19 protein-coding genes are annotated in these 20,076 nt (G+C 65.1%); 15 read left to right on the top strand and 4 right to left on the bottom strand.

Features of this window, described 5'->3' with window-relative positions; all coding sequences use genetic code 11:
• The first annotated feature begins 8 nt into the window (after positions 1-8).
• The 14 genes from OYT13_RS24445 to OYT13_RS24370 all read left to right on the top strand — a co-directional run bounded on the left by OYT13_RS24445 (position 9) and on the right by OYT13_RS24370 (position 16,790).
• On the top strand, positions 9-524 hold the full coding sequence (locus OYT13_RS24445) for a chemotaxis protein CheW (protein ID WP_017231684.1): 516 nt from the start codon (positions 9-11) through the stop codon (positions 522-524).
• Between the two features lie 72 nt (positions 525-596).
• The gene (locus tag OYT13_RS25200) at positions 597-2,936 is read left to right on the top strand and encodes a methyl-accepting chemotaxis protein (protein ID WP_286797424.1); all 2,340 of its coding nucleotides are present in this window, start codon (positions 597-599) and stop codon (positions 2,934-2,936) included.
• A 71-nt stretch (positions 2,937-3,007) separates the two neighbouring features.
• The gene (locus OYT13_RS25195; RefSeq protein ID WP_327198109.1) at positions 3,008-4,783 is read left to right on the top strand and encodes a methyl-accepting chemotaxis protein; all 1,776 of its coding nucleotides are present in this window, start codon (positions 3,008-3,010) and stop codon (positions 4,781-4,783) included.
• Positions 4,784-4,875: 92 nt separating this feature from the next.
• Positions 4,876-6,498, top strand: coding sequence for a methyl-accepting chemotaxis protein (locus OYT13_RS24420; RefSeq protein ID WP_039830256.1), 1,623 nt, complete (start codon positions 4,876-4,878; stop codon positions 6,496-6,498).
• A 35-nt stretch (positions 6,499-6,533) separates the two neighbouring features.
• Positions 6,534-7,475: a CheR family methyltransferase gene (locus OYT13_RS24415; RefSeq protein ID WP_150564382.1), complete on the top strand. Its 942-nt coding sequence runs from the start codon at positions 6,534-6,536 to the stop codon at positions 7,473-7,475.
• 1 nt (position 7,476) lies between these two features.
• On the top strand, positions 7,477-8,151 hold the full coding sequence (gene cheD, locus OYT13_RS24410) for a chemoreceptor glutamine deamidase CheD (RefSeq protein WP_150564383.1): 675 nt from the start codon (positions 7,477-7,479) through the stop codon (positions 8,149-8,151).
• A gap of 53 nt (positions 8,152-8,204) precedes the next feature.
• Positions 8,205-9,227, top strand: coding sequence for a protein-glutamate methylesterase/protein-glutamine glutaminase (locus OYT13_RS24405; protein WP_051060151.1), 1,023 nt, complete (start codon positions 8,205-8,207; stop codon positions 9,225-9,227).
• 135 nt (positions 9,228-9,362) lie between these two features.
• A complete protein-coding gene (cheY, locus tag OYT13_RS24400) occupies positions 9,363-9,761 on the top strand; it encodes a chemotaxis response regulator CheY (RefSeq protein ID WP_017233620.1) in 399 nt (132 codons plus the stop codon).
• A gap of 83 nt (positions 9,762-9,844) precedes the next feature.
• Positions 9,845-10,438 carry a protein phosphatase CheZ gene (gene cheZ, locus OYT13_RS24395; protein WP_051060153.1) on the top strand — a complete coding sequence of 198 codons (594 nt, stop codon included), beginning with the start codon at positions 9,845-9,847 and terminating at the stop codon, positions 10,436-10,438.
• Positions 10,439-10,624: 186 nt separating this feature from the next.
• Positions 10,625-11,776 carry a flagellar biosynthesis protein FlhB gene (gene flhB / locus OYT13_RS24390; protein ID WP_017233622.1) on the top strand — a complete coding sequence of 384 codons (1,152 nt, stop codon included), beginning with the start codon at positions 10,625-10,627 and terminating at the stop codon, positions 11,774-11,776.
• A gap of 3 nt (positions 11,777-11,779) precedes the next feature.
• Positions 11,780-13,885, top strand: coding sequence for a flagellar biosynthesis protein FlhA (flhA, locus tag OYT13_RS24385; protein ID WP_017233623.1), 2,106 nt, complete (start codon positions 11,780-11,782; stop codon positions 13,883-13,885).
• Positions 13,882-15,156 carry a flagellar biosynthesis protein FlhF gene (gene flhF / locus OYT13_RS24380; protein ID WP_017233624.1) on the top strand — a complete coding sequence of 425 codons (1,275 nt, stop codon included), beginning with the start codon at positions 13,882-13,884 and terminating at the stop codon, positions 15,154-15,156. Before flhA ends, flhF begins: the two co-directional genes overlap by 4 nt.
• Positions 15,149-16,024: a MinD/ParA family ATP-binding protein gene (locus OYT13_RS24375; protein WP_017233625.1), complete on the top strand. Its 876-nt coding sequence runs from the start codon at positions 15,149-15,151 to the stop codon at positions 16,022-16,024. Before flhF ends, OYT13_RS24375 begins: the two co-directional genes overlap by 8 nt.
• A gap of 37 nt (positions 16,025-16,061) precedes the next feature.
• Entirely contained in the window at positions 16,062-16,790 is a 729-nt protein-coding gene (locus OYT13_RS24370) for an RNA polymerase sigma factor FliA (protein WP_017233626.1), read from the top strand.
• Positions 16,791-16,864: 74 nt separating this feature from the next.
• Here the strand turns inward: OYT13_RS24370 and OYT13_RS24365 are convergent, their stop codons facing one another.
• Positions 16,865-17,143, bottom strand: coding sequence for a CBU_0592 family membrane protein (locus OYT13_RS24365; RefSeq protein ID WP_261939559.1), 279 nt, complete (start codon positions 17,141-17,143; stop codon positions 16,865-16,867).
• Between the two features lie 493 nt (positions 17,144-17,636).
• Between OYT13_RS24365 and OYT13_RS24360 the strand changes: the two genes are divergently transcribed.
• On the top strand, positions 17,637-17,963 hold the full coding sequence (locus tag OYT13_RS24360; protein WP_261939560.1) for a type II toxin-antitoxin system HicB family antitoxin: 327 nt from the start codon (positions 17,637-17,639) through the stop codon (positions 17,961-17,963).
• Between the two features lie 17 nt (positions 17,964-17,980).
• On the opposite strand, the gene OYT13_RS24355 is transcribed toward OYT13_RS24360, so the two are convergent.
• The 3 genes from OYT13_RS24355 to flgA form a co-directional block, all read right to left on the bottom strand.
• A complete protein-coding gene (locus OYT13_RS24355; RefSeq protein ID WP_261939561.1) occupies positions 17,981-18,439 on the bottom strand; it encodes a flagella synthesis protein FlgN in 459 nt (152 codons plus the stop codon).
• Positions 18,436-18,774 (bottom strand): flagellar biosynthesis anti-sigma factor FlgM, encoded by a 339-nt coding sequence (flgM, locus tag OYT13_RS24350; protein WP_268567067.1) that lies wholly within the window; start codon positions 18,772-18,774, stop codon positions 18,436-18,438. Before flgM ends, OYT13_RS24355 begins: the two co-directional genes overlap by 4 nt.
• A 126-nt stretch (positions 18,775-18,900) precedes the next feature.
• Positions 18,901-19,929, bottom strand: a complete 1,029-nt coding sequence (flgA, locus tag OYT13_RS24345; protein WP_017233631.1) for a flagellar basal body P-ring formation chaperone FlgA — start codon at positions 19,927-19,929, stop codon at positions 18,901-18,903.
• Between the last annotated feature and the right edge of the window lie 147 nt (positions 19,930-20,076).

Below are 20,076 nucleotides of genomic sequence, written 5' to 3'. Positions count from 1 at the left end.
CGCGTCAGATGGACAACCTTTCGCAAGAACATGCCGTGTCGCGCCAGGGCGGCGCCATGCAGACCGATGGCGACGGTCAGGAGTTTCTGGTCTTCACGCTCGGTGACGAGGAATACGGCATCGACATTCTGAAGGTGCAGGAGATTCGCGGCTACGACGCGGTCACGCGCATCGCCAATGCGCCGGACTTCATCAAGGGCGTGATCAATCTGCGCGGCATCATCGTGCCGATCGTGGACATGCGGATCAAATTCCGTCTGGGCCGCGTCGAGTACAACACGCAAACGGTCGTGATCATTCTGAACGTGGCGGGCCGCGTGGTCGGCATGGTGGTCGACGGGGTCTCCGACGTGCTCACGCTCGCCCGTGGCGAAATCAAGCCGGCGCCGGAATTCGGCGCGCAACTGGCCACCGAGTACATCACCGGACTGGGCACCGTCGAAGGCCGCATGCTGATCCTGATGGACATCGAGAAGCTCATGACCAGCAGCGACATGGCGCTCATCGAGCGCCTGGCGAGCTGAGACCCGGCGCGCCACCCGACACGCCTGACACACCCGAGCCCCCCCGACCTGTCATTCACGGAGACCGAGCACGTGCGCAATAACCAGCCCGTCACCCAAAACGAATTCGTCATCGGCGAGCATCAGTACCTGATCTCACGGACGGATCTGAAGGGGCGGATCACGTATGCCAATCCCGCCTTCGTGGAGGTGAGCGGCTATTCGCGTGAAGAACTGCTGGGCGCACCGCACAACATCGTTCGCCATCCGGACATGCCGCCGGAAGCTTTCGGCGATCTGTGGGAGACGGTCAAGCGCGGCGATACGTGGACCGGGTTGGTCAAGAACCGCCGCAAGAACGGCGATTTCTACTGGGTGCTCGCAACGGTCACGCCGACGTTGGAAAACGGTGCCGTGGTGGGCTTCACGTCGGTGCGTGTGCGTCCGGCGGCAGGTACGACGGCGCAGGCCGAGACGGTCTACGCGCGCTTTCGCAGCGGGCAGGCCGGCAACTTGCGCATTCGCGGCGGTCAGGTCGAGCGCGGCGGATTCGCGGCGGTGGCGCGCAAGATCCGTCTGGACACGCTGCGCGCACGGCTAACCGGGATCATCGTGCTCGGTGCGACGCTGTTGGCCGTGGTCGGCGGTCTGGGCCTCTGGGGGATGTCGAGCAGCAACGGAAAACTGCTGCGCGTCTATCAGCACGGCATGGTGCCGGTAAGTACGCTGGCCGTCATCGGCCAGAAGCTCGACCGCGACGTCTTGCTCGTGGCCGAAGCGGTGGGCAGCCCGAATCTCGACGCGATGAAACGCGCGGGCGATGAGATCACGAGCAGCCTCGACGACATCAACCGCGAGTGGACCGAATACATGGCGTCGGTCGACCCGGACACGCGCGCACAAGCCGAGCGCTTCAACACGATTCGCCAGCGCTTTACGACCGACGGCCTGCAACAGACGGTCGAGATGCTCAAGGCCGGTTCGGCCGAAGGCGCCCAGCAGACGTATCTCGAAAAGGTGAAGCCGGCCTATGGCCCGATGCGTGACGAGCTCAATGTGCTCACGCGCCTTGAACTCACCCAGGCGACCGACCTGTATCAGCAATCGCAGAAAGCCCACACCTTCGTGCGTGCGGCCACCGTGATCGCGGTGATCGGCGGCATCATCCTCTTGTTCGTTCTCGGCAGCGTGCTGCGTCGCGCGATCAATCACCCATTGCGCGTGGCGCTCTCGATGTCGAAGCAGATCGCGGCGGGCGACTTGACTGTCAAGGCGGAAGGCACGGGACGCGACGAGATCGGCCAGTTGCTTTTCGGCCTCACCGTCATGAAGAACAGCCTGCTGTCCATCGTTTCGGACGTGCGCGAAGGCATCGAATCGATCAACGTGGCCTCGCACGAAATCGCGGCGGGCAACACCGATCTGTCGGCGCGCACGGAGCAGCAGGCGGCCTCGCTGGAAGAGACGGCGTCGTCGATGGAGCAGCTCACGGCCACGGTCAAACAGAACGCCGACAACGCCAAGCAGGCGAGCGTGCTGGCCGTGAACGCGTCTGAGATCGCCGCCCGCGGCGGCCGTGTGGTCGGCAACGTGGTCGACACGATGCACGGGATTTCGTCGAGTTCGCACAAGATCGTCGACATCATCAGCGTGATCGAAGGCATCGCGTTCCAGACCAACATCCTTGCGTTGAACGCGGCGGTGGAAGCGGCACGCGCGGGCGAGCAGGGCCGCGGCTTTGCCGTGGTGGCCGGCGAAGTGCGCACGCTGGCGCAGCGCAGCGCGGCGGCGGCCAAGGAAATCAAGGTGCTGATCGAAGACTCGGTCGGGCGCGTGGAGAGCGGCTCGACGCTGGTGGCGCAGGCCGGTCAGACGATGGAGGAAATCGTGCAGGCGGTGCAGCGCGTGACCGACATCATGGGCGAGATCTCGGCGGCATCGAGCGAACAGTCGAGCGGCATCGAGCAGGTCAATCGCGCCGTGACGCAGATGGACGAAGTCACGCAGCAGAACGCGGCACTCGTGGAAGAAGCGGCGGCGGCCGCCGGCTCGCTCGAAGATCAGGCGGGTCGCTTGCGCGACGCCGTGGCTGTCTTCCGTGTCGGCGATGCCTTCAAGGCGGCAGCGGCGCACAGTACCACCGTGCATCACAGCGCCTCCGCGCAAGGCCAGCCGGAGGCCGCTACGTCGGTGGCCCCGGCGGTCTCGGCGGCCCGCGCGGCACCGGCACGGGCCAGCGCAGGCGGTGCTACGCGCACCGTCACGCGACGCCCGCAGTCACCGGCGCCGACGGCGCCCGCCGCCGCCGGCACGCCGGAGGACGCGCAGGTGCTGCAAATGGCCGCGCGTCGAGGCAAGGCGCCGGCGGGCGGATCGACCGGATCGACGTCGAGCGCAAACGCGAGCGATTCGGGCGAGTGGGAAGAATTCTGACGGGTCGGTAATTCGGATAGTTGAGATGGATACACCGGCCGCAGGCCGGTCTTCACGAGGTAGAGATCGTTATGTTTAAGAATGTCACCATCCGGGCACGGCTGACGCTGGCGCTGGGACTCTTCATGGTGCTGCTGGTCGTCGGCGCCGCGGCGGGTCTCCTCTCGCTGCAACAAAGCAATGCGTCGCTGCGCGATATCTACAGGAACGACATGGCGTCGTCGCGCTCCCTCGCACAGACGACGATTTCCACCCTGACGGCTCGCGTGACGCTCTCGCGCATCGAGTTCATTGCCGATCCGACCGAGATCAAGACGGCCATCGAGCGCGTCCGTCAGAACCTCAAGGCGGCAGACGACGCGTGGGGCGCTTACGCGGCGAAGCCCATGTCCGACAGCGAAAAGCCGTTGGCCGATGCAGTGATCTCCGCCCGTGGCAAGGTGGTCAACGAGGGCATCGTGCCCGCACTCAAGGCCATTGAGTCGGGCGATATCCCGGACTTCCACGCCAAGACGGTCATGGACGTGCCGCGCCTCTTCTCCGATTACACCAAGGCGATGGTGGCGTTGGCCGACTTGCAGAACAAGACTGCCGAGAACCGCTACCTGGCCGCCCAGGCGCGTTACACGCTGGTGATGTGGCTGGTCGGCATCGGCCTGGTCATCGGCCTGCTCGTGGGCATCATCACGCAGATCACGCTCACGCGCGCCGTCGTCGGCCCCATCGACGACGCCATCAAGCATTTCGAGAGGATCGCGGGCGGCGACCTGACGCAGCGCATCGAAGTGTGGAACGACACCGAAACCGGGCGTCTGTTCAAGGGCGTGAAGCATATGCAGGACAGCCTCGTGCGCACGGTGACGGAGGTCCGCTCGGGCACCGAGTCGATCACCTCGGCCGCGCAGCAGATTGCCGCGGGAAACACCGATCTGTCGGCACGCACCGAACAGCAGGCCGCGTCGCTCGAAGAGACGGCGTCGTCGATGGAGCAGCTCACCGCCACCGTCAAGCAGAACGCGGACAACGCGCGCCAGGCGAGCCAGCTTGCCGTGACCGCTTCGGACATCGCCGCACGCGGCGGCGAAGTGGTGGGCCGCGTGGTCGGCACGATGCAGGGTATCTCGACCAGCTCGAGCAAGATCGTCGACATCATCAGCGTAATCGACGGGATTGCCTTTCAGACCAACATTCTGGCGCTGAATGCGGCGGTGGAAGCCGCGCGCGCCGGCGAACAGGGCCGTGGTTTCGCGGTGGTAGCGGGCGAAGTGCGCACGCTGGCGCAGCGTAGTGCGGCGGCGGCCAAGGAAATCAAGGAACTGATCGAAGACTCCTCCCACAAGGTCCAGGACGGCTCCTCGCTCGTCGAACAAGCCGGTCAGACGATGGAAGAGATCGTGCAGGCGGTCAAGCGCGTGACCGACATCATGGGCGAGATCTCGGCGGCATCGAGCGAGCAATCGGGCGGCATTGAACAGGTCAATCGCGCCGTCACGCAGATGGACGAAGTCACGCAGCAGAACGCGGCGCTTGTGGAAGAAGCCGCGGCCGCGGCCGGCTCGCTCGAAGAGCAGGCCAATCGTCTGAAGACGGTCGTCTCGGTGTTCCGTCTGGACGCCAGTCAGGCGGCGTCCAGCCACACGGCGCCGACGCTCGCGGCCGCACCGGTGGTCCGCCCCGTTGCAAAGAAGGTGAAGGCGACGGCGCCCGCTGCGTCCGCACCGACGTCAGCGGTGGCCCCGAAGGCCGCGCCCGCCGCGCCGCGCAGACCGGCACCGGCGGCGGCTGCCCCTGCGGCAAGCGCCCGCACCGGCACGGATGACGCCAGCGGCGACTGGGAGACCTTCTGATCGCGCGCCGCGCGCGCTCTGGCAGCAATCGGCAAGACGAAAACCGTCGCGCGCATCGCGCACGCGACGTGCAGGCAGTGGAGGGTCACATCATGAAGCAATTGAGTCTCAAGGCAAAACTCTGGTCCGCGCTTGCGCTGATGTGGCTGGGTCTTTTGATTTTCGGCGGCTGGGCCGCCTGGCATGAACGCAGCACGATGGTGTCGGAGCGGCGTGCGGCGGTGCAAAGCGTCGTCACGAGTGCCGACGGTATCGTGCGCGACTACGCGGCACAAGCGGCGGCGGGCAAGATCAGCGTCGACGAAGCGAAGCAACAGGCCATGGCTCGCCTGAAGACGATGCGCTATGGCGACAGCGGCTACCTGGTCGTGTTCGACTCGAAGCCGGTCGTGCTCATGCATCCGACGCTGGCCGATCTGGTGAACAAGGACGTCTCGAACTATAAGGATTCGAACGGCAAGCTGCTGTTCGTCGAGATGGCTCGTGTCGCCAAGGAGAAGGGCTCGGGCTTCGTCGAATACCACGGTCGTGTCGCGGGCAGCGACAAGCGCCTGGAAAAGCTCTCGTTCGTGAAGTACTTCGCGCCGTGGGACTGGAGTGTGATGAGCGGCATGTACATGCAGGACGTCGACGAAGCGTTCTACAGTGCGTTGATTCGCTACGGCATTGCCCTGTTGCTCATCGGCGCCATCGTGACGGCCGCGATGATCGCGATCATTCGCAACGTGCAGCGCAGCCTCGGCGGCGAGCCGGAATACGCGGCCGACATCGCCCATCGCATCGCGAGTGGCGATCTGCAAAGCCACGTGATGCTGGCGCCGGGCGACAACAGCAGCCTGCTCTATGCGATGCAACGCATGCAGCGCACGTTGGCCGAGACCATCGGGCAGATCCGCGAGGGCACCGAATCGATCACGACGGCGGCGCAGGAAATTGCGGCGGGCAACACCGATCTGTCGGCACGCACCGAACAGCAGGCCGCGTCGCTAGAAGAAACGGCGTCGTCGATGGAGCAACTCACCGCCACCGTCAAGCAGAACGCCGACAACGCGCGCCAGGCGAGCCAGCTTGCCGTGAACGCGTCGGAGATCGCGACCCGTGGCGGTCAGGTCTCCGGAAAGGTGGGCGAGACGATGGACGGCATCTCGACCAGCTCGAGCAAGATCGTCGACATCATCGGTGTGATCGACGGGATCGCATTCCAGACCAACATTCTGGCGCTGAACGCTGCCGTGGAAGCCGCCCGTGCGGGCGAGCAGGGCCGTGGCTTTGCCGTGGTGGCGGGCGAAGTGCGCACGCTGGCGCAGCGCAGTGCGGCAGCGGCGAAGGAAATCAAGGCGCTGATCGAAGAGTCGGCGCGCCGCGTGCAGGACGGTACGGCGCTCGTCGCTCAGCAGCGGCAGACCATGGGTGAGATCGTGCAGGCGGTCAAGCGCGTGACGGACATCATGGGGGAGATCTCGGCGGCATCGAACGAGCAGTCGAGCGGTATCGAGCAGGTCAACCGCGCCGTGACGCAGATGGATGAGGTGACGCAGCAGAACGCGGCGCTCGTGGAAGAAGCGGCCGCCGCTGCGGGATCGCTGGAATCGCAGGCGCACGATCTGCGCGCGGCGGTGGCGGTGTTCCAGACGAGCGGTGCCGGCGGGGCCGTTCACGCGATGGGCGCGCCGCGTCGCGGGCCGGCGCCGCAACCCCTGGCTCGCGCGGCATAGCGCGAACAATTGCCGCGGTGGCAAAGTGAGACGACATGACTGATTCGCGCACGACATCACCTACGACACGTCGAGGCGCCGCGGGCATCGACGGCGACGTCGGCTCGCGCAGCGCGGATTTCGCGCGCGCCAGCGGTGCTGCCCTCTCCGGCGAGCGCGACTTCACCTTCTCGCTGACCGATTTCGGCCGCATCCGTCATCTGATCTATCAGCGCGCCGGGATCGCCCTGGCGGAGCACAAGCGCGAAATGGTGTACAGCCGCATCGCGCGGCGTCTGCGCGCGCTCGGGATGACGAGCTTCACCGAATACCTCGACATGCTCGAGGCTGACACCGGCGAGACCGAATGGGAGTCGTTCACCAACGCGTTGACGACCAACCTGACGTCGTTCTTCCGCGAGTCGCATCATTTCCCGCTGCTCGCCGACTTCGTGCGTCAGCGGGCCAAACCGATCTCGATCTGGTGCTGCGCGGCGTCGACCGGCGAAGAGCCGTATTCGATTGCGATGACGCTCGTCGACACGCTCGGCACGCGGCCCAGCGCGAGCGTGCTCGCCACCGATCTCGACACGCAGGTGCTCGCGCGGGCATCGAGCGCGGTCTACAGCGGCGAGCAGACCGGCAAGCTCTCGCAAGAGCAGTTGCGCCGCCACTTCCTGCGGGGCACGGGCGCCAACGAGGGCAAGATCAAGGTGCGCCCGGAGCTGCAGCAGCTCGTGACGTTCGCGCCGCTCAACCTGCTCGCGCCGTCGTGGCAGATCGGCGGTCCGTTCGACGTCATTTTCTGCCGCAATGTGATGATCTATTTCGACAAGGCCACGCAAGCGCGCATTCTCGAGCGCTTCGTGCCCTTGCTCAAGCCGGATGGTTTGCTTTTCGCCGGGCACTCCGAGAACTTCACCTACGTGAGCCAGGCGTTCCGGCTGCGCGGGCAGACGGTGTACGAGCTGGCCGGCTCGACCGCGCGAGGGGCCTGACATGACGCAGCCACTGGCCGAGGCGCTCGCCACCAACCACTACTTCGACAATGCGTTCGACACGCAGGCGGTGAAGCTGCTGCCGTCCGAGTACTACGTCACGACCGACGACATCATGCTCGTGACGGTGCTCGGGTCGTGCGTGGCCGCGTGTGTGCGCGATACCGTCACGGGTATCGGCGGCATGAATCATTTCATGCTGCCCGACGATGGCGAGAGCGAGCGCAACCGTATACTCTCGGCGTCGATGCGCTACGGCGCTTACGCCATGGAAATGCTTATCAACGAGCTGATCAAGCTCGGCGCACGGCGCGAACGGCTCGAGGCGAAGGTCTTCGGCGGCGGCGCGGTGCTCGCGGGCATGACCACGCTGAACATCGGCGATCGCAATGCGAACTTCGTGTTGCGCTATCTGGAGATGGAGCAGATTCGCGTCACGGCGCAGGATCTTCTCGGACCGCATCCGCGCAAGGTATGCTTTTTGCCGCGCACCGGGCGGGTGATGGTCAGAAAGCTGGGCGACCGGGGCGACCCGGCCATTGCCCAGCGCGAACAGGCGTACGCGCAGCGACTGCGTGCACGCGAAGTCCGGGGTTCCGTAGAACTCTTTGCGCCACCGGCCAGAAACGCCAAGCCTCGGCCGGGGCCTGACAACCGACAAATGGAGGAGGCTTGAGCGAACCTATCAAAGTCCTGTGCGTGGACGATTCCGCACTCGTGCGCAGCCTGATGACCGAGATCATCAATGCGCAACCGGACATGACCGTTGTGGCGACCGCCCCCGATCCGCTCGTGGCGCGCGACCTGATCAAGCAGCACAACCCGGACGTGCTCACGCTCGACGTCGAAATGCCGCGCATGGACGGGCTCGACTTCCTTGAGAAGCTCATGCGTTTGCGTCCGATGCCGGTGCTCATGGTGTCGTCGCTGACCGAGCGCGGCTCGGAAGTCACGCTGCGCGCACTAGAACTCGGCGCCGTGGATTTCGTGACCAAGCCTCGCCTGGGCATTCGCGACGGCATGCTCGAGTACGGCGAGATGATTGCCGACAAGATTCGTGGCGCCGCGCGCGCCCGCGTGCGCAGCGCCCCGCCCAAGAGCGCGACGCCCGTGCCGGTCGAAGCGGCGCCGCTGCTGCGTAACCCGCTGGTGTCGACGGAGAAGCTGATCATCATCGGCGCGTCGACGGGCGGCACGGAGGCGATCCGTGAGGTGCTCGTGCCGATGCCGCCGGACGCCCCGGCGATTTTGATTACCCAGCATATGCCGGCGGGCTTCACCAAGTCGTTCGCGCAGCGCCTGAACGGCCTGTGCCGCATTACGGTGAAGGAAGCCGAGCACGGCGAGCGGGTGCTGCCGGGCCACGCGTACATCGCGCCGGGCGGCGACACCCACCTGCAGCTCTCGCGCAGCGGCGCGAACTATGTGGCTTTGCTCGATGCGGCGCCGCCGGTGAATCGACATCGTCCGTCGGTCGATGTATTGTTCCGCTCCGCGGCGGTTCACGCCGGACGCAATGCGATCGGCGTGATTCTCACGGGCATGGGCCGCGACGGCGCGGCCGGACTCGTGGAAATGCGCCGGGCCGGCGCGCACACCTTCGCGCAGGACGAGGCGAGTTGCATCGTGTTCGGCATGCCGCGCGAGGCCATTGCGATGGGCGGGGCGGAAGAAGTGGTGCCGTTGCACGAAATGGCCCGCAAAGTGCTGCATCAGGTTGCGAAATTTGGCGATCGCACCCAGCGGGTATAGTAGGGCGCTTTTTTGGCGTTTTTTCGCCGTATGCGTCGCGTCGATTTGCGGACACACTTGGGGCACCAAGTGGTGGCGAAATCTGCCCATGAATATCGCCGGCCCCCGCGGGGCGCCGGCTGAATTGGAGTAATGATGGTAGACAAGAACTTGAAATTCCTGGTCGTCGACGATTTTCCGACGATGCGCCGGATTGTGAGAAACCTGCTCAAGGAGCTGGGCTTCTCCAATGTCGACGAAGCGGAAGACGGTGCGGCGGCGCTGGCCAAGCTGCGTGGCGGCAGCTTCGAATTCGTGGTCTCGGATTGGAACATGCCGAACATGGATGGCCTGACGATGCTTCAGCAGATCCGAGCCGATCCGAACCTCGCAAAGCTGCCGGTGCTTATGGTCACGGCCGAAGCGAAGAAGGAAAACATTATCGCGGCTGCCCAGGCCGGGGCGAGCGGGTATGTGGTCAAGCCGTTTACGGCCGCGACGCTCGATGAAAAGCTGGGCAAGATCTTCGAGAAAATGGTTAAGACAGGGGCGTGAGCGTGACCCACGAGGCGAGCACTGAATGGCCGGGTGAGCCCAACGGCGCTTACGTGACCGGCGAAGCGGACCCGTCCGCGCGCATGCTCATGCGCGTTGGGCAGCTGACGCGCATGCTGCGTGACAACCTGCGCGAACTCGGGCTGGACAAGCAACTCGAGCAGGCGGCCGAAGCGATTCCCGACGCGCGCGACCGCCTGAACTATGTCGCCACCCTGACCGAGCAGGCGGCGGTGCGGGCGCTCACGGCCATCGAACTGGCCAAGCCCCTTCAGGATCGTCTCGAAGCGGACGCCAACGCACTCGACGAACGCTGGGCCAAGTGGTTCGACGAGCCGCTCGAACTCGACGATGCCCGCAAGCTGGTCGTGGAGACGCGCACGTATCTGCGTCGCGTGCCGGACGACACGCGCGCGACCAACCACCATCTGATGGAAATCATGATGGCGCAGGACTTCCAGGATCTGACCGGACAGGTCATCAAGAAGATCATGGATGTCGTGCAGGAGATCGAGAAGCACCTGTTGCAGACGCTGCTCGAAAACATGCCGCCCGAGAAGCGCAAGGAAGCCGAAGATTCGCTGCTCAACGGGCCGCAGGTCAAGACCGATGGCCGCACCGACATCGTGTCCGATCAAGGGCAGGTCGACGATCTGCTCGCCAGCCTCGGCTTCTGAGGATTCGCCCCGCCGGCCCGTCGACGGGCTGCCGGGGCGTCGCTTTTTGACGGCGTTTCCGACCTTTGCCGCACGCCGGCGCGAAATACCGCCCAATCCCGCCTCTATTCCCCCCTTTGTGACTTGACGGTTACGGCCATAATCGGTCGCGATAGGGTGGCTTCGTCCACCCGCAGTGGATAAGGCATGGCTGAGGATAGCGATCTCGAAAAGACGGAACCTGCGTCTCCCCGGCGCCTTGAAAAGGCGCGCGAGGAAGGACAGGTTGCGCGTTCGCGGGAACTGTCCACGTTCGCCTTGCTGGCGGCCGGAGTGGCCGGCTTGTGGATGACGGCTGACCGCATTTCGCAAGGCTTCGCCCAACTGATGCGCCACGGGATGCAGTTCGAGCCGGGCACCGCCCTCGACACCCACCGCATGCTCTCCTATGCCGCACGCTCGGGCGCCGACGCGCTCATCGCCATTGCCCCGCTGCTCGGTGTGCTGGTGCTCGCGGCGATTGTCGCCCCGATGGCGCTGGGCGGTTGGCTCTTCACCACCCAGTCGCTCGCGCCCAACTTCGGCCGCCTGAACCCACTCAAGGGGCTGGGCCGCATGTTTTCCGTGCAGGGGCTGGTCGAACTCGTCAAGGCGGTGGCCAAGACGCTGCTCGTCGGCGCCGTGGCCTACTGGGCGATTGCGCGCGACCGCGACGCGGTCATGGGGCTGATGACGCAGTCGCCCCGCGCGGCCTTGCCGTATGTGGGCGAGTTGATCGCGGTGTGCTGTGCGTTCATCGTGGCATCGCTGATGCTGGTGGCGGCCATCGACGTCCCCTTCCAGCTCTGGCAGCACTACAAGAAGCTGCGCATGACCAAAGAGGAAGTGCGGCAGGAAAACAAGGAAAGCGAAGGCGATCCGCATCTCAAGGCGCACATCCGCCAGTTGCAGCGCCAGACGGCGCGCCGTCGCATGATGCAGGACGTGCCCAAGGCCGACGTGATCGTGACCAACCCGACGCACTTTGCCGTTGCGCTCGAATACAAGGAAAACATGACGGCACCGCGCGTGCTGGCCAAGGGCACGGATCTCGTTGCGCTGCGCATCCGCGAGATGGGCGCCGAGCACCACATTCCGATTCTCGAAGCCCCGCCGCTGGCACGGGCACTGCACGCGCACGTGGACATCGGTCACGAAATTCCGGCCACGCTCTACACGGCCGTGGCCGAAGTGCTGGCGTGGGTCTTCCAGCTTCGCCGCTGGCGCACCGAGGGGGGCGCCGCGCCCGTTACCCCGTCGGATCTGCCGGTGCCGGCCGAACTCGACGCGCCGCGGCGCGCCGGGTCGAAACGAGTGTAACGAATGAACCTCAACCCTCGCGCGAACCAGCTACTGCGCTCGTCGCAACTGCTCCTCGGCGGCAATCTGAAGTCGCTCGCCGCGCCGGTGCTGATCATCATGATTCTGGGCATGATGATCCTGCCGTTGCCGCCGTTCATCCTGGATCTGCTCTTCACCTTTAACATCGCATTGGCGGTGATGGTGCTGCTCGTGAGCATGTACACGCAAAAGCCGCTCGACTTCGCGGCGTTCCCGAGCGTGCTGCTGTTCTCCACGTTGCTGCGTCTGTCGCTGAACGTGGCGTCCACCCGCGTGGTGCTGCTCGAAGGCCATACCGGGCCGGACGCCGCCGGCAAAGTGATCGAGGCGTTCGGCCACTTCCTGGTGGGGGGCAACTACGCGGTCGGTATCGTGGTGTTCATCATCCTCGTGGTCATCAACTTCATGGTGATCACGAAGGGCGCCGGGCGCATCGCCGAAGTCGGCGCGCGCTTCACCCTCGACGCGATGCCGGGCAAGCAAATGGCCATCGACGCCGACCTGAACGCCGGACTGATCGGCGAAGAGGAGGCGCGCAAGCGTCGCTCGGTGATCGCCCAGGAAGCCGACTTCTACGGCTCGATGGACGGCGCATCGAAGTTCGTGCGCGGCGATGCGGTCGCCGGTCTGCTCATCATGATCATCAACATCGTCGGCGGGCTGATCGTCGGCGTGGCCCAGCACGGCCTGGATATCGGCATGGCGGCGAAGAACTACACGCTGCTGACCATTGGCGACGGTCTCGTCGCGCAGATCCCCGCGCTGGTGATCTCCACGGCCGCCGGTGTGGTCGTCTCGCGCGTGGCGACCGATGAAGACATTGGCCAGCAGGTCGTCTCGCAACTGTTCAGTAATCCGCGCGTGCTGGGGATCACGGCGGCGATCCTCGGTCTGATGGGCTTGATTCCGGGCATGCCGCACTTCGCCTTTCTGCTGCTGGCCTTGGGGCTGGGGGCGCTCGCTCGCTATCAGTTCCGGCGCGCCGAGGCCGAGAAGCAACAGGCCGCGCGTCCGACCCCCGTGGCGTCCAGCGCGCCGGCCGAAGTGGCCGAAGCGTCGTGGGACGACGTGGCGCTTGTCGACCCGCTCGGACTGGAGGTCGGCTATCGGCTGATTCCGCTCGTCGACCGCAATCAGGACGGCGAATTGCTCAAGCGCATCAAGGGCATCCGCAAGAAATTCGCCCAGGAAATCGGTTTTCTCGCACCGGTGGTGCACATTCGCGACAACCTGGAGCTGCGTCCGAACCAGTACCGCATCACGCTCAAGGGCGTGGTCATCGGCGAAGGCGAAGCGTATCCGGGACAACTGCTCGCCATCGATCCGGGGCAGGTCAGCGCACCGCTGCAGGGCACGCCCACGCGCGATCCGGCCTTCGGCTTGCCGGCGACGTGGATCGATGTCGGTCAGCGCGATCAGGCGCAGGCGTATGGCTACACGGTGGTCGATGCCGGGACGGTGGTCGCCACCCATCTGAACCACCTGATCAACGCCCACGCGCACGAGTTGCTGGGCCGTCAGGAAGTGCAGCAGCTCATCGAGCGCATCGGCAAGGACGCGCCCAAGCTCATCGAAGATCTGGTGCCGAAGACGATCGCGCTCACCACGTTGCAGAAAGTCTTGCAGAACCTGCTCGAGGAGCAGGTGCCGATTCGCGACATGCGCACGATCATCGATACGCTCGCCGAACACGGTACGCGCGTACAGGACGCCCACGACCTCACGGCGCTGGTGCGCCTGGCGCTCGGCCGCGCGATCACGCAAAGCGTGTTCCCGGGAAGTGGCGATCTCGAGGTGGTGGGGCTCGATGCCAATCTCGAAAGAATTCTCACGCAGGCGTTGTCGGCAGGCGGTGGCACGGGGCTGGAGCCGGGTCTCGCGGACACGCTGCTGCGCGAGACGCAGGCCGCGGTGGCGCGCCAGGAGCGTCAGGGCTTGCCGTCGGTACTGCTGGTCCAACATCCGCTGCGTTCGCTGCTCTCGCGCTTCTTGCGCCGCAGCTTGCCGCAGCTCAAGGTTTTGTCGTATGCGGAAGTGCCTGACACACGGAATGTGAAAATGACGGCACTCATCGGAGGTCAAGGGTGAAGATTCGGAAATTCTTTGCGGGCACGTGCCGCGATGCACTGCGCCAGATTCGCGAGGAAATCGGACCCGATGCGGTCGTGTTGTCCAATCGCTCGGTCGCCAATGGCGTGGAAATCGTCGCATTGGCGGAAGAGGATCTTGACGCGCTCGCGGGCGGCGACATGCCGACCCACCGGCCGCGTCCACGCCCGGCGGTGCCTGTCGCCCCGGTCGCTGCCGTCACTGGCGCGCCGATCGCGGCGGCCCATGATGCCGGGGCAACGAGCGCGTTTGCCCAAACCATGATGGATGAACTTCAGAGCATGCGCGGCTTGCTCGAAGAGCAGGTCGCCGGGCTGGTCTGGAACGACAAGCAACGTCGTTCCCCGGCGCAGGGCGAGATTCTGCGCACGCTGCTCGCCGCAGGGTTCTCGGCGCAACTGGGTCGGGCGCTGCTCGAACATCTGCCGGAGGGCGGCGATCTGGAGAGTGGGTTGGCATGGGTGAAGCGCGCGCTGACGCGCAATCTGCCCGTCATGCCGAACGAAGACGAACTGATGGACCGCGGCGGCGTGTATGCGCTGATGGGGCCGACCGGGGTGGGCAAGACCACCACGACGGCCAAGCTCGCGGCGCGCTGCGTGATGCGGCACGGCGCGGAGAAGCTCGCGCTGCTCACCACCGACAGCTATCGTATCGGCGGGCACGAGCAACTGCGCATTTACGGCAAGATTCTCGGCGTGACGGTGCATGCGGTAAAAGATGCCACGGACCTGCGTCTGGCGCTGACCGAATTGCGCAACAAGCACATGGTGCTGATCGACACGGTGGGCATGAGCCAGCGAGACCGTACGGTGCCGGAGCAGGTCGCGATGTTGTGCGGCGCCGAGACGCCGGTGCAGCGTCTGTTGCTGCTCAACGCCACGAGTCATGGCGATACGCTCAACGAGGTGGTACACGCCTACCGCAGCGCGAGCGCGCAAGGCGGCGGCGATCTGGCGGGGTGCATTCTCACGAAACTCGACGAATCGACCAATCTCGGGTCGGTGCTCGATACGGTGATTCGTCATCGCTTGCCGGTGCATTATGTGTCCACGGGACAGCGTGTGCCGGAGAACCTGCACGTGGCCGACAAACCATTCCTGATCGACACCGCACTTTCCGCGCCGGTCACGGGCTCGCCATTCGTGCCGGCCGAGGAAGACCTGCCGGCTGTGGTGCGCGGCGTCGACCCCCAATACAGCGGGCTGTTCGCGCCCGCACAACCCTCAGGCGAGGCTTGCTTTGGTTAAGCTCGTACTCGATCAAGCGGAAGGTCTGCGCCGGCTCGTGGCGCGTCACACCACGCGAATCGTCGCGGTGGTAGGGAGTGCGCCTGAAGCGGGTCAGACGAGTACCGCGCTGAATCTGGCCAGCGCCCTGGCGCATCACGGTCAGGATGTCGTGCTGGCCGACGAGAGCGGCCATGCGGCACCGGCGCTCGGTCTGCCGCTGCGCGGCGACATTCACGACGTGCTGGCCGGACGCGTGTCGCCCGAGGCGATTCGCGTGCACACGCGCGACAACGTGGTGGTGGTGCCCGTGGCGCATCGGCATCCCGAACGCATTGACCCGTTGCGCGCGCTGCCGCTGTTGACGACCAGCGAGCCCGACGTCGTGGTGATCGATTGCACGCACGCGGGGGCGGTGCTCAGCCCGCTCGCGGCGCACGCGCACGACGTGCTGGTGGTGCTGGGGTGCGAACCGGCGTCGATCACGGGGGCGTATTCGTGGATTAAGCAGGCGCATTTCGAGTATGCGTTGGCGCAGTTCCGGGTGTTGGTGAATCGGTCGGAGGACGTGGAGGCGCGCGTGGTGTGCCGCAATCTGGCCACGACGGCGAGCCGTTATCTGGCGGTGTCGCTGGAGCTGGCGGGCCATGTGCCGATGGATCGGCAGGTTGTGCGTGCGCGGCAATTGACGCGCACCGTGGTCGATGCGTTCCCGATGGCGCCGGCGGCGGTGGCGTATCGGCAACTGGCGGCGCAGGTGATGCATTGGCCATTGGCCGTGCGAGAGACGGGGCTGGCCGCGTTGGGCGCCGGGGTGGGTGACATCGGTGGCGAGCGCGGCAACGACATAACGCTTGGCGTGGGCGCGGTGAGCGCGCACACGGCTTGAGCGACACGGCACGCGTCGAGAGGAAGCGGAGGGAAACATGTATACCGCGAGCGGGAAGGTCGACACGAACGACACGCTGACGCAATACGCGCCGTTGGTGCGTCGTCTGGCGCTGCAACTGATGGCGAAGCTGCCGGCGAGCGTGGAATTGGAAGATCTGATTCAGGCGGGCATGCTCGGGCTGCTCGATGCGGCGAACCGCTATCAGGAGACGCAGGGCGCGCAGTTTGAAACGTACGCGAGCCAGCGCATTCGCGGCGCGATGCTCGACGAGTTGCGCGAGCTGGATTGGGCGTCGCGCGGCATTCGCAAGACGGCGCGTCAGATCGAGAAGGCGGTGCAGCGCCTGGAGCAACGGTTGGGCCGGGGGCCGTCGGAGAGCGAGATCGCGGGCGAGCTGTCGATCGGTCTGGCCGAATATCAGCAGATGCTGCAGGACGTGCACGGTTGCCAACTGGTCTATTACGAGGATTTCGATTCGGCGGACGAAGAGCCGTTTATTGACCGGATCTGTGCGAATCCGGGCGCCGATCCGCTGACGATGTTGCTCGACGAAGGCTTGCGCGGCGGCGTGATCGATGCGATCGATCGGCTGCCGGAGCGCGAGAAGTTGCTCATGAGCCTGTATTACGACCAGGGCCTGAATCTGCGCGAGATCGGCGCGGTGCTGGAAGTGAGCGAATCGCGCGTCTGCCAGTTGCATAGCCAGGCGATCTCGCGCCTGCGCACAACGTTGCGTGAGAAGGCTTGGACCTCGGCGAGTTAAGGTGTCCGAGCGGGTGACTGATGGACGGAAGGGGTGCGCTCGACGGACTCGGCTGTGGCTCAATGGCTTCTCGCTTAGCTATTGCGGTGGGCTCGAAGGGCTCGTCGGCGTGCTTTCAATGACTTGAGCAAGCCATAAAGGCTGATCGAGACCCAGAAGGCCTCGATGAGCAGCGAGGCCGGATTCGGGTTATACGCGAGCGAGTAGACGATCATCGCCGATCCGCACAGATTCAAGACGGAATAGCGATAATCGTTGGTGGTGAGCGTTCCGCGAAGATTCAGGAAATAGGCGACGACGACTAGGAGCGCGCCTGCGACCCCGACCACATCCGCCATGGCTGCTGTCGTCATGTCAGGTCGGCACCGCGATTTTGTTCCTGCTGAATTTGTTGCCCACGTTCATTGAAACTCCCCGTCGGACGTCATGCATTGCCAAGACGGGGAAGTGTGCCCCGATGCGTCCCGACGTATGGGGCGGCGACGATGCTGTTTTCCGCACCGATGAGTGCGAAAGCGTTTGGCGCGAGGCTTTTCGCGCTGTGTGAGGCGATCGGATAGCGCGCCGTCTTTCGGATGAGGCCCAGGAAACCTTACCGTTGCGTGAGACGACGCAGACGTCGGCAAGTTAAGTCTCACGCCTATTGAACCAAGCCCTCGGACGTTCGTCTCCGAGGGCTTTTTGCATCTGGGTGCGGCAATCCCCCAACTTTTCGGACAAATCGGCCTTGAACAAATGGCGCCACTATTGGCACCATTTCGGCATGCCGTCTTCCCCAAAATCGCACGCTAGGATAGCTCTCGAACCGGATCTGGAATGCCATTTGAAAATTCGAGGGCCGAGAGCATGAACATTGATCATTACATCTACCGTCTGACCTGGTCGCCGGAAGATGGCGAGCACGTCGGGCTTTGTGCCGAATTCCCATCGCTGTCCTGGCTGGATGTGACGCCGGAAGGAGCGTTGGACGGTATTCGGAAGGTGGTGACGGACGTGGTCGCCGATATGCAGGCGAACGGGGAAATGGTGCCGGAACCGCTGGCCGAGCATCGTTACAGCGGTGAATTTCGCGTGCGGATTCCCCCAACGCTATATCGCGCGTTGGTCATCGAAGCGGCGGAACTGGGAGTCAGTCTGAATCGACTGGCGAGCCTCAAGCTTGCGGCGAACTAAGCCGCGTCAAGCCGTAGTCAAGCCGTAATGCTGCCGCCGCTCGATCGCGGGGCGGTGCGGCCATCGGGGCCGTAGAGCGGGGCATTCTGCTGCGGGCCGTACAACACGTTCAGCGCCTGCTGCGTGTAGGTCAGACGCGTGCGAATCAGTACGCCATTCGTTTCATTGGCACGCTTGGCTTCAATCGCCGCGTCCAGCAGCGCCTTCCACGCGGCGTCGATGCCGGTGTCGGCGGCGGCCGCCGCCGTTGCGCCCGACTCGTCCGGACGATAGCCCAGGGCTTCCAGCTGGGTGTCGCGTTCGCGCCCAAGGGCTGCGAGGTCGGTCACGGCTTGCGTCTTGCGCTCGGTCAGCTCCGGCAATGCGTCGAGCATGCCATTGACCAACGCCTGCTGTTCCTCGAGAAGCAGCGCCGAAAACGCGCGAATGGCGTTCGTTTCGGCGGCGAGAGTTTTCAGCAGGGCGTCAGTGGTCATGACTTCGATTGCGTGGAGAGCAGATCGCGCGCGGTCGCAATGAGACCGTCCGCAATCTTGCTGGGATCAATGACGAGCTTTCCTTCGGAGATGGCCTGCTTGATCGCGGCCACCTTGGCCACGTCAATATCGGCAGATCCCGTCTTCGCCAGCGCTGCCTGCAAGGCGCGCATGTCCGACGACAGCGCGCTCGCGCTCACATTCGCGCCGCTGCCCGTGCTGGCGACAGACGCGTTCGTGCCTTCGGCGCTCGCCGTGGCGGCAGTCGTCCGGTCGGTCGGCGCCTTGCCCGGACCGACACCAGTCAACGGATTGGCGGGTGGTTCGATTTTCATATGCTTTCCCCTGAAACCTGCCTGTGTAACGGCATCGTCGGGCGCAACTTTAGGTAAGTTACATCCTGTTACCCGATCCCGCGACCGACCGATTTCAGTGAATTCTAACCCGTAGTGAGTGTTTGCTTACAGGGCAACTTCCACTTCAACGCTCCCATTCTTACCGGTCTTGACGGTCCCACTGACGAGCTGACCGGCGCGGGTGCGCACCTGAACGGGATCGCCGGCGCTGGCACGCGACAGCACCTGTCCTTCGGTACTCACCTCGAAGCCCGAGCCGCGCGAGACGACGCGCACGGTTTGTCCCTGCTGGACGGCAATCGCGCTGCGCAGCAGATCGGAACGGATCGGCAGGCCAGACGTGATCCGGTTCACCGCCACTGTGCCGATGATCTGACCGGCATCGGTCGCCACCGTGCGCGGCAACAAGGTGAGATCGCCCTGGCGCGGTGACAGATCGTTCGGCCCGATGGCTTCGCCCGGGTTGATCTGACGCGCGGCAACGAAATACGTGGCGGTGATGCTCACTCGGGCCTGAAGGTAGAGCGTCCAGGGACGCTCGCCCGCGCAGCGCACGCCGACGGTCGTCGACCCCCACAGGCGCGCGCCCGGCGGCAGAAAGGGTTCGAGGGCGGCGCAGGCCGGCATCCGATCGGAGACCGCGTCGCCCACCGTCAAGCTCACACGTCCCGGCAACCCGGTCGTCTGCTCGCGCAGGAAACGTTCGGCCGTCTGACGGATGACTTCGGTGTTCTGGAACTGGGACTGAACGGCGGCGCCGGCGGCCTGGGGGGCTTGCACCGCGGCCGCCACCCCGACATTCGAATTGGCATTCGCCGTGGTGACCGTCGCCGCCACATTCCGCGCCGCGCTCGACACGTTCGACACGTTCGAGGCGATACCGCCGGCTGCGGCATTGTTGCCGGGAATGACAACGGCGCCGGGGCCGAGCGTGCTCCCCAGATGCTGCGCGGCCGGGTCGGTGGCAACACCCGCGGCAGGCGAGGCAGCCCGCGCAAGACCCGGTAAAGCGAGACTCGTCAGGCTCAGGACGACGGCAAGCAGACTGGATCGCACGCATGTGCGAACGCCCTGCCGCAGCGCGCTGCGCGCGCGGGGGGCACTGGCGAGAACGCCGCCGAATTTGCCTGCCATGCTCACTCTCCTTCGTACACGGCACCCGAGCGGTGTGCCGGGTGGCTGGCGCACGCCCTGCGCCGCGCCGTGAAGCCGACGGCACCGGGCAGCGTTCCGATGCCTGGGGGGCGAACCCCGCCCGATGCCGTCAGGAAGCCATTCTAG

Origin of the sequence: Pandoraea sp. XJJ-1 (assembly GCF_026802345.1) — a bacterium.
Taxonomy (GTDB): Bacteria; Pseudomonadota; Gammaproteobacteria; order Burkholderiales; family Burkholderiaceae; genus Pandoraea; species Pandoraea cepalis.
This window is presented reverse-complemented; position numbering and strand designations above follow the sequence as displayed.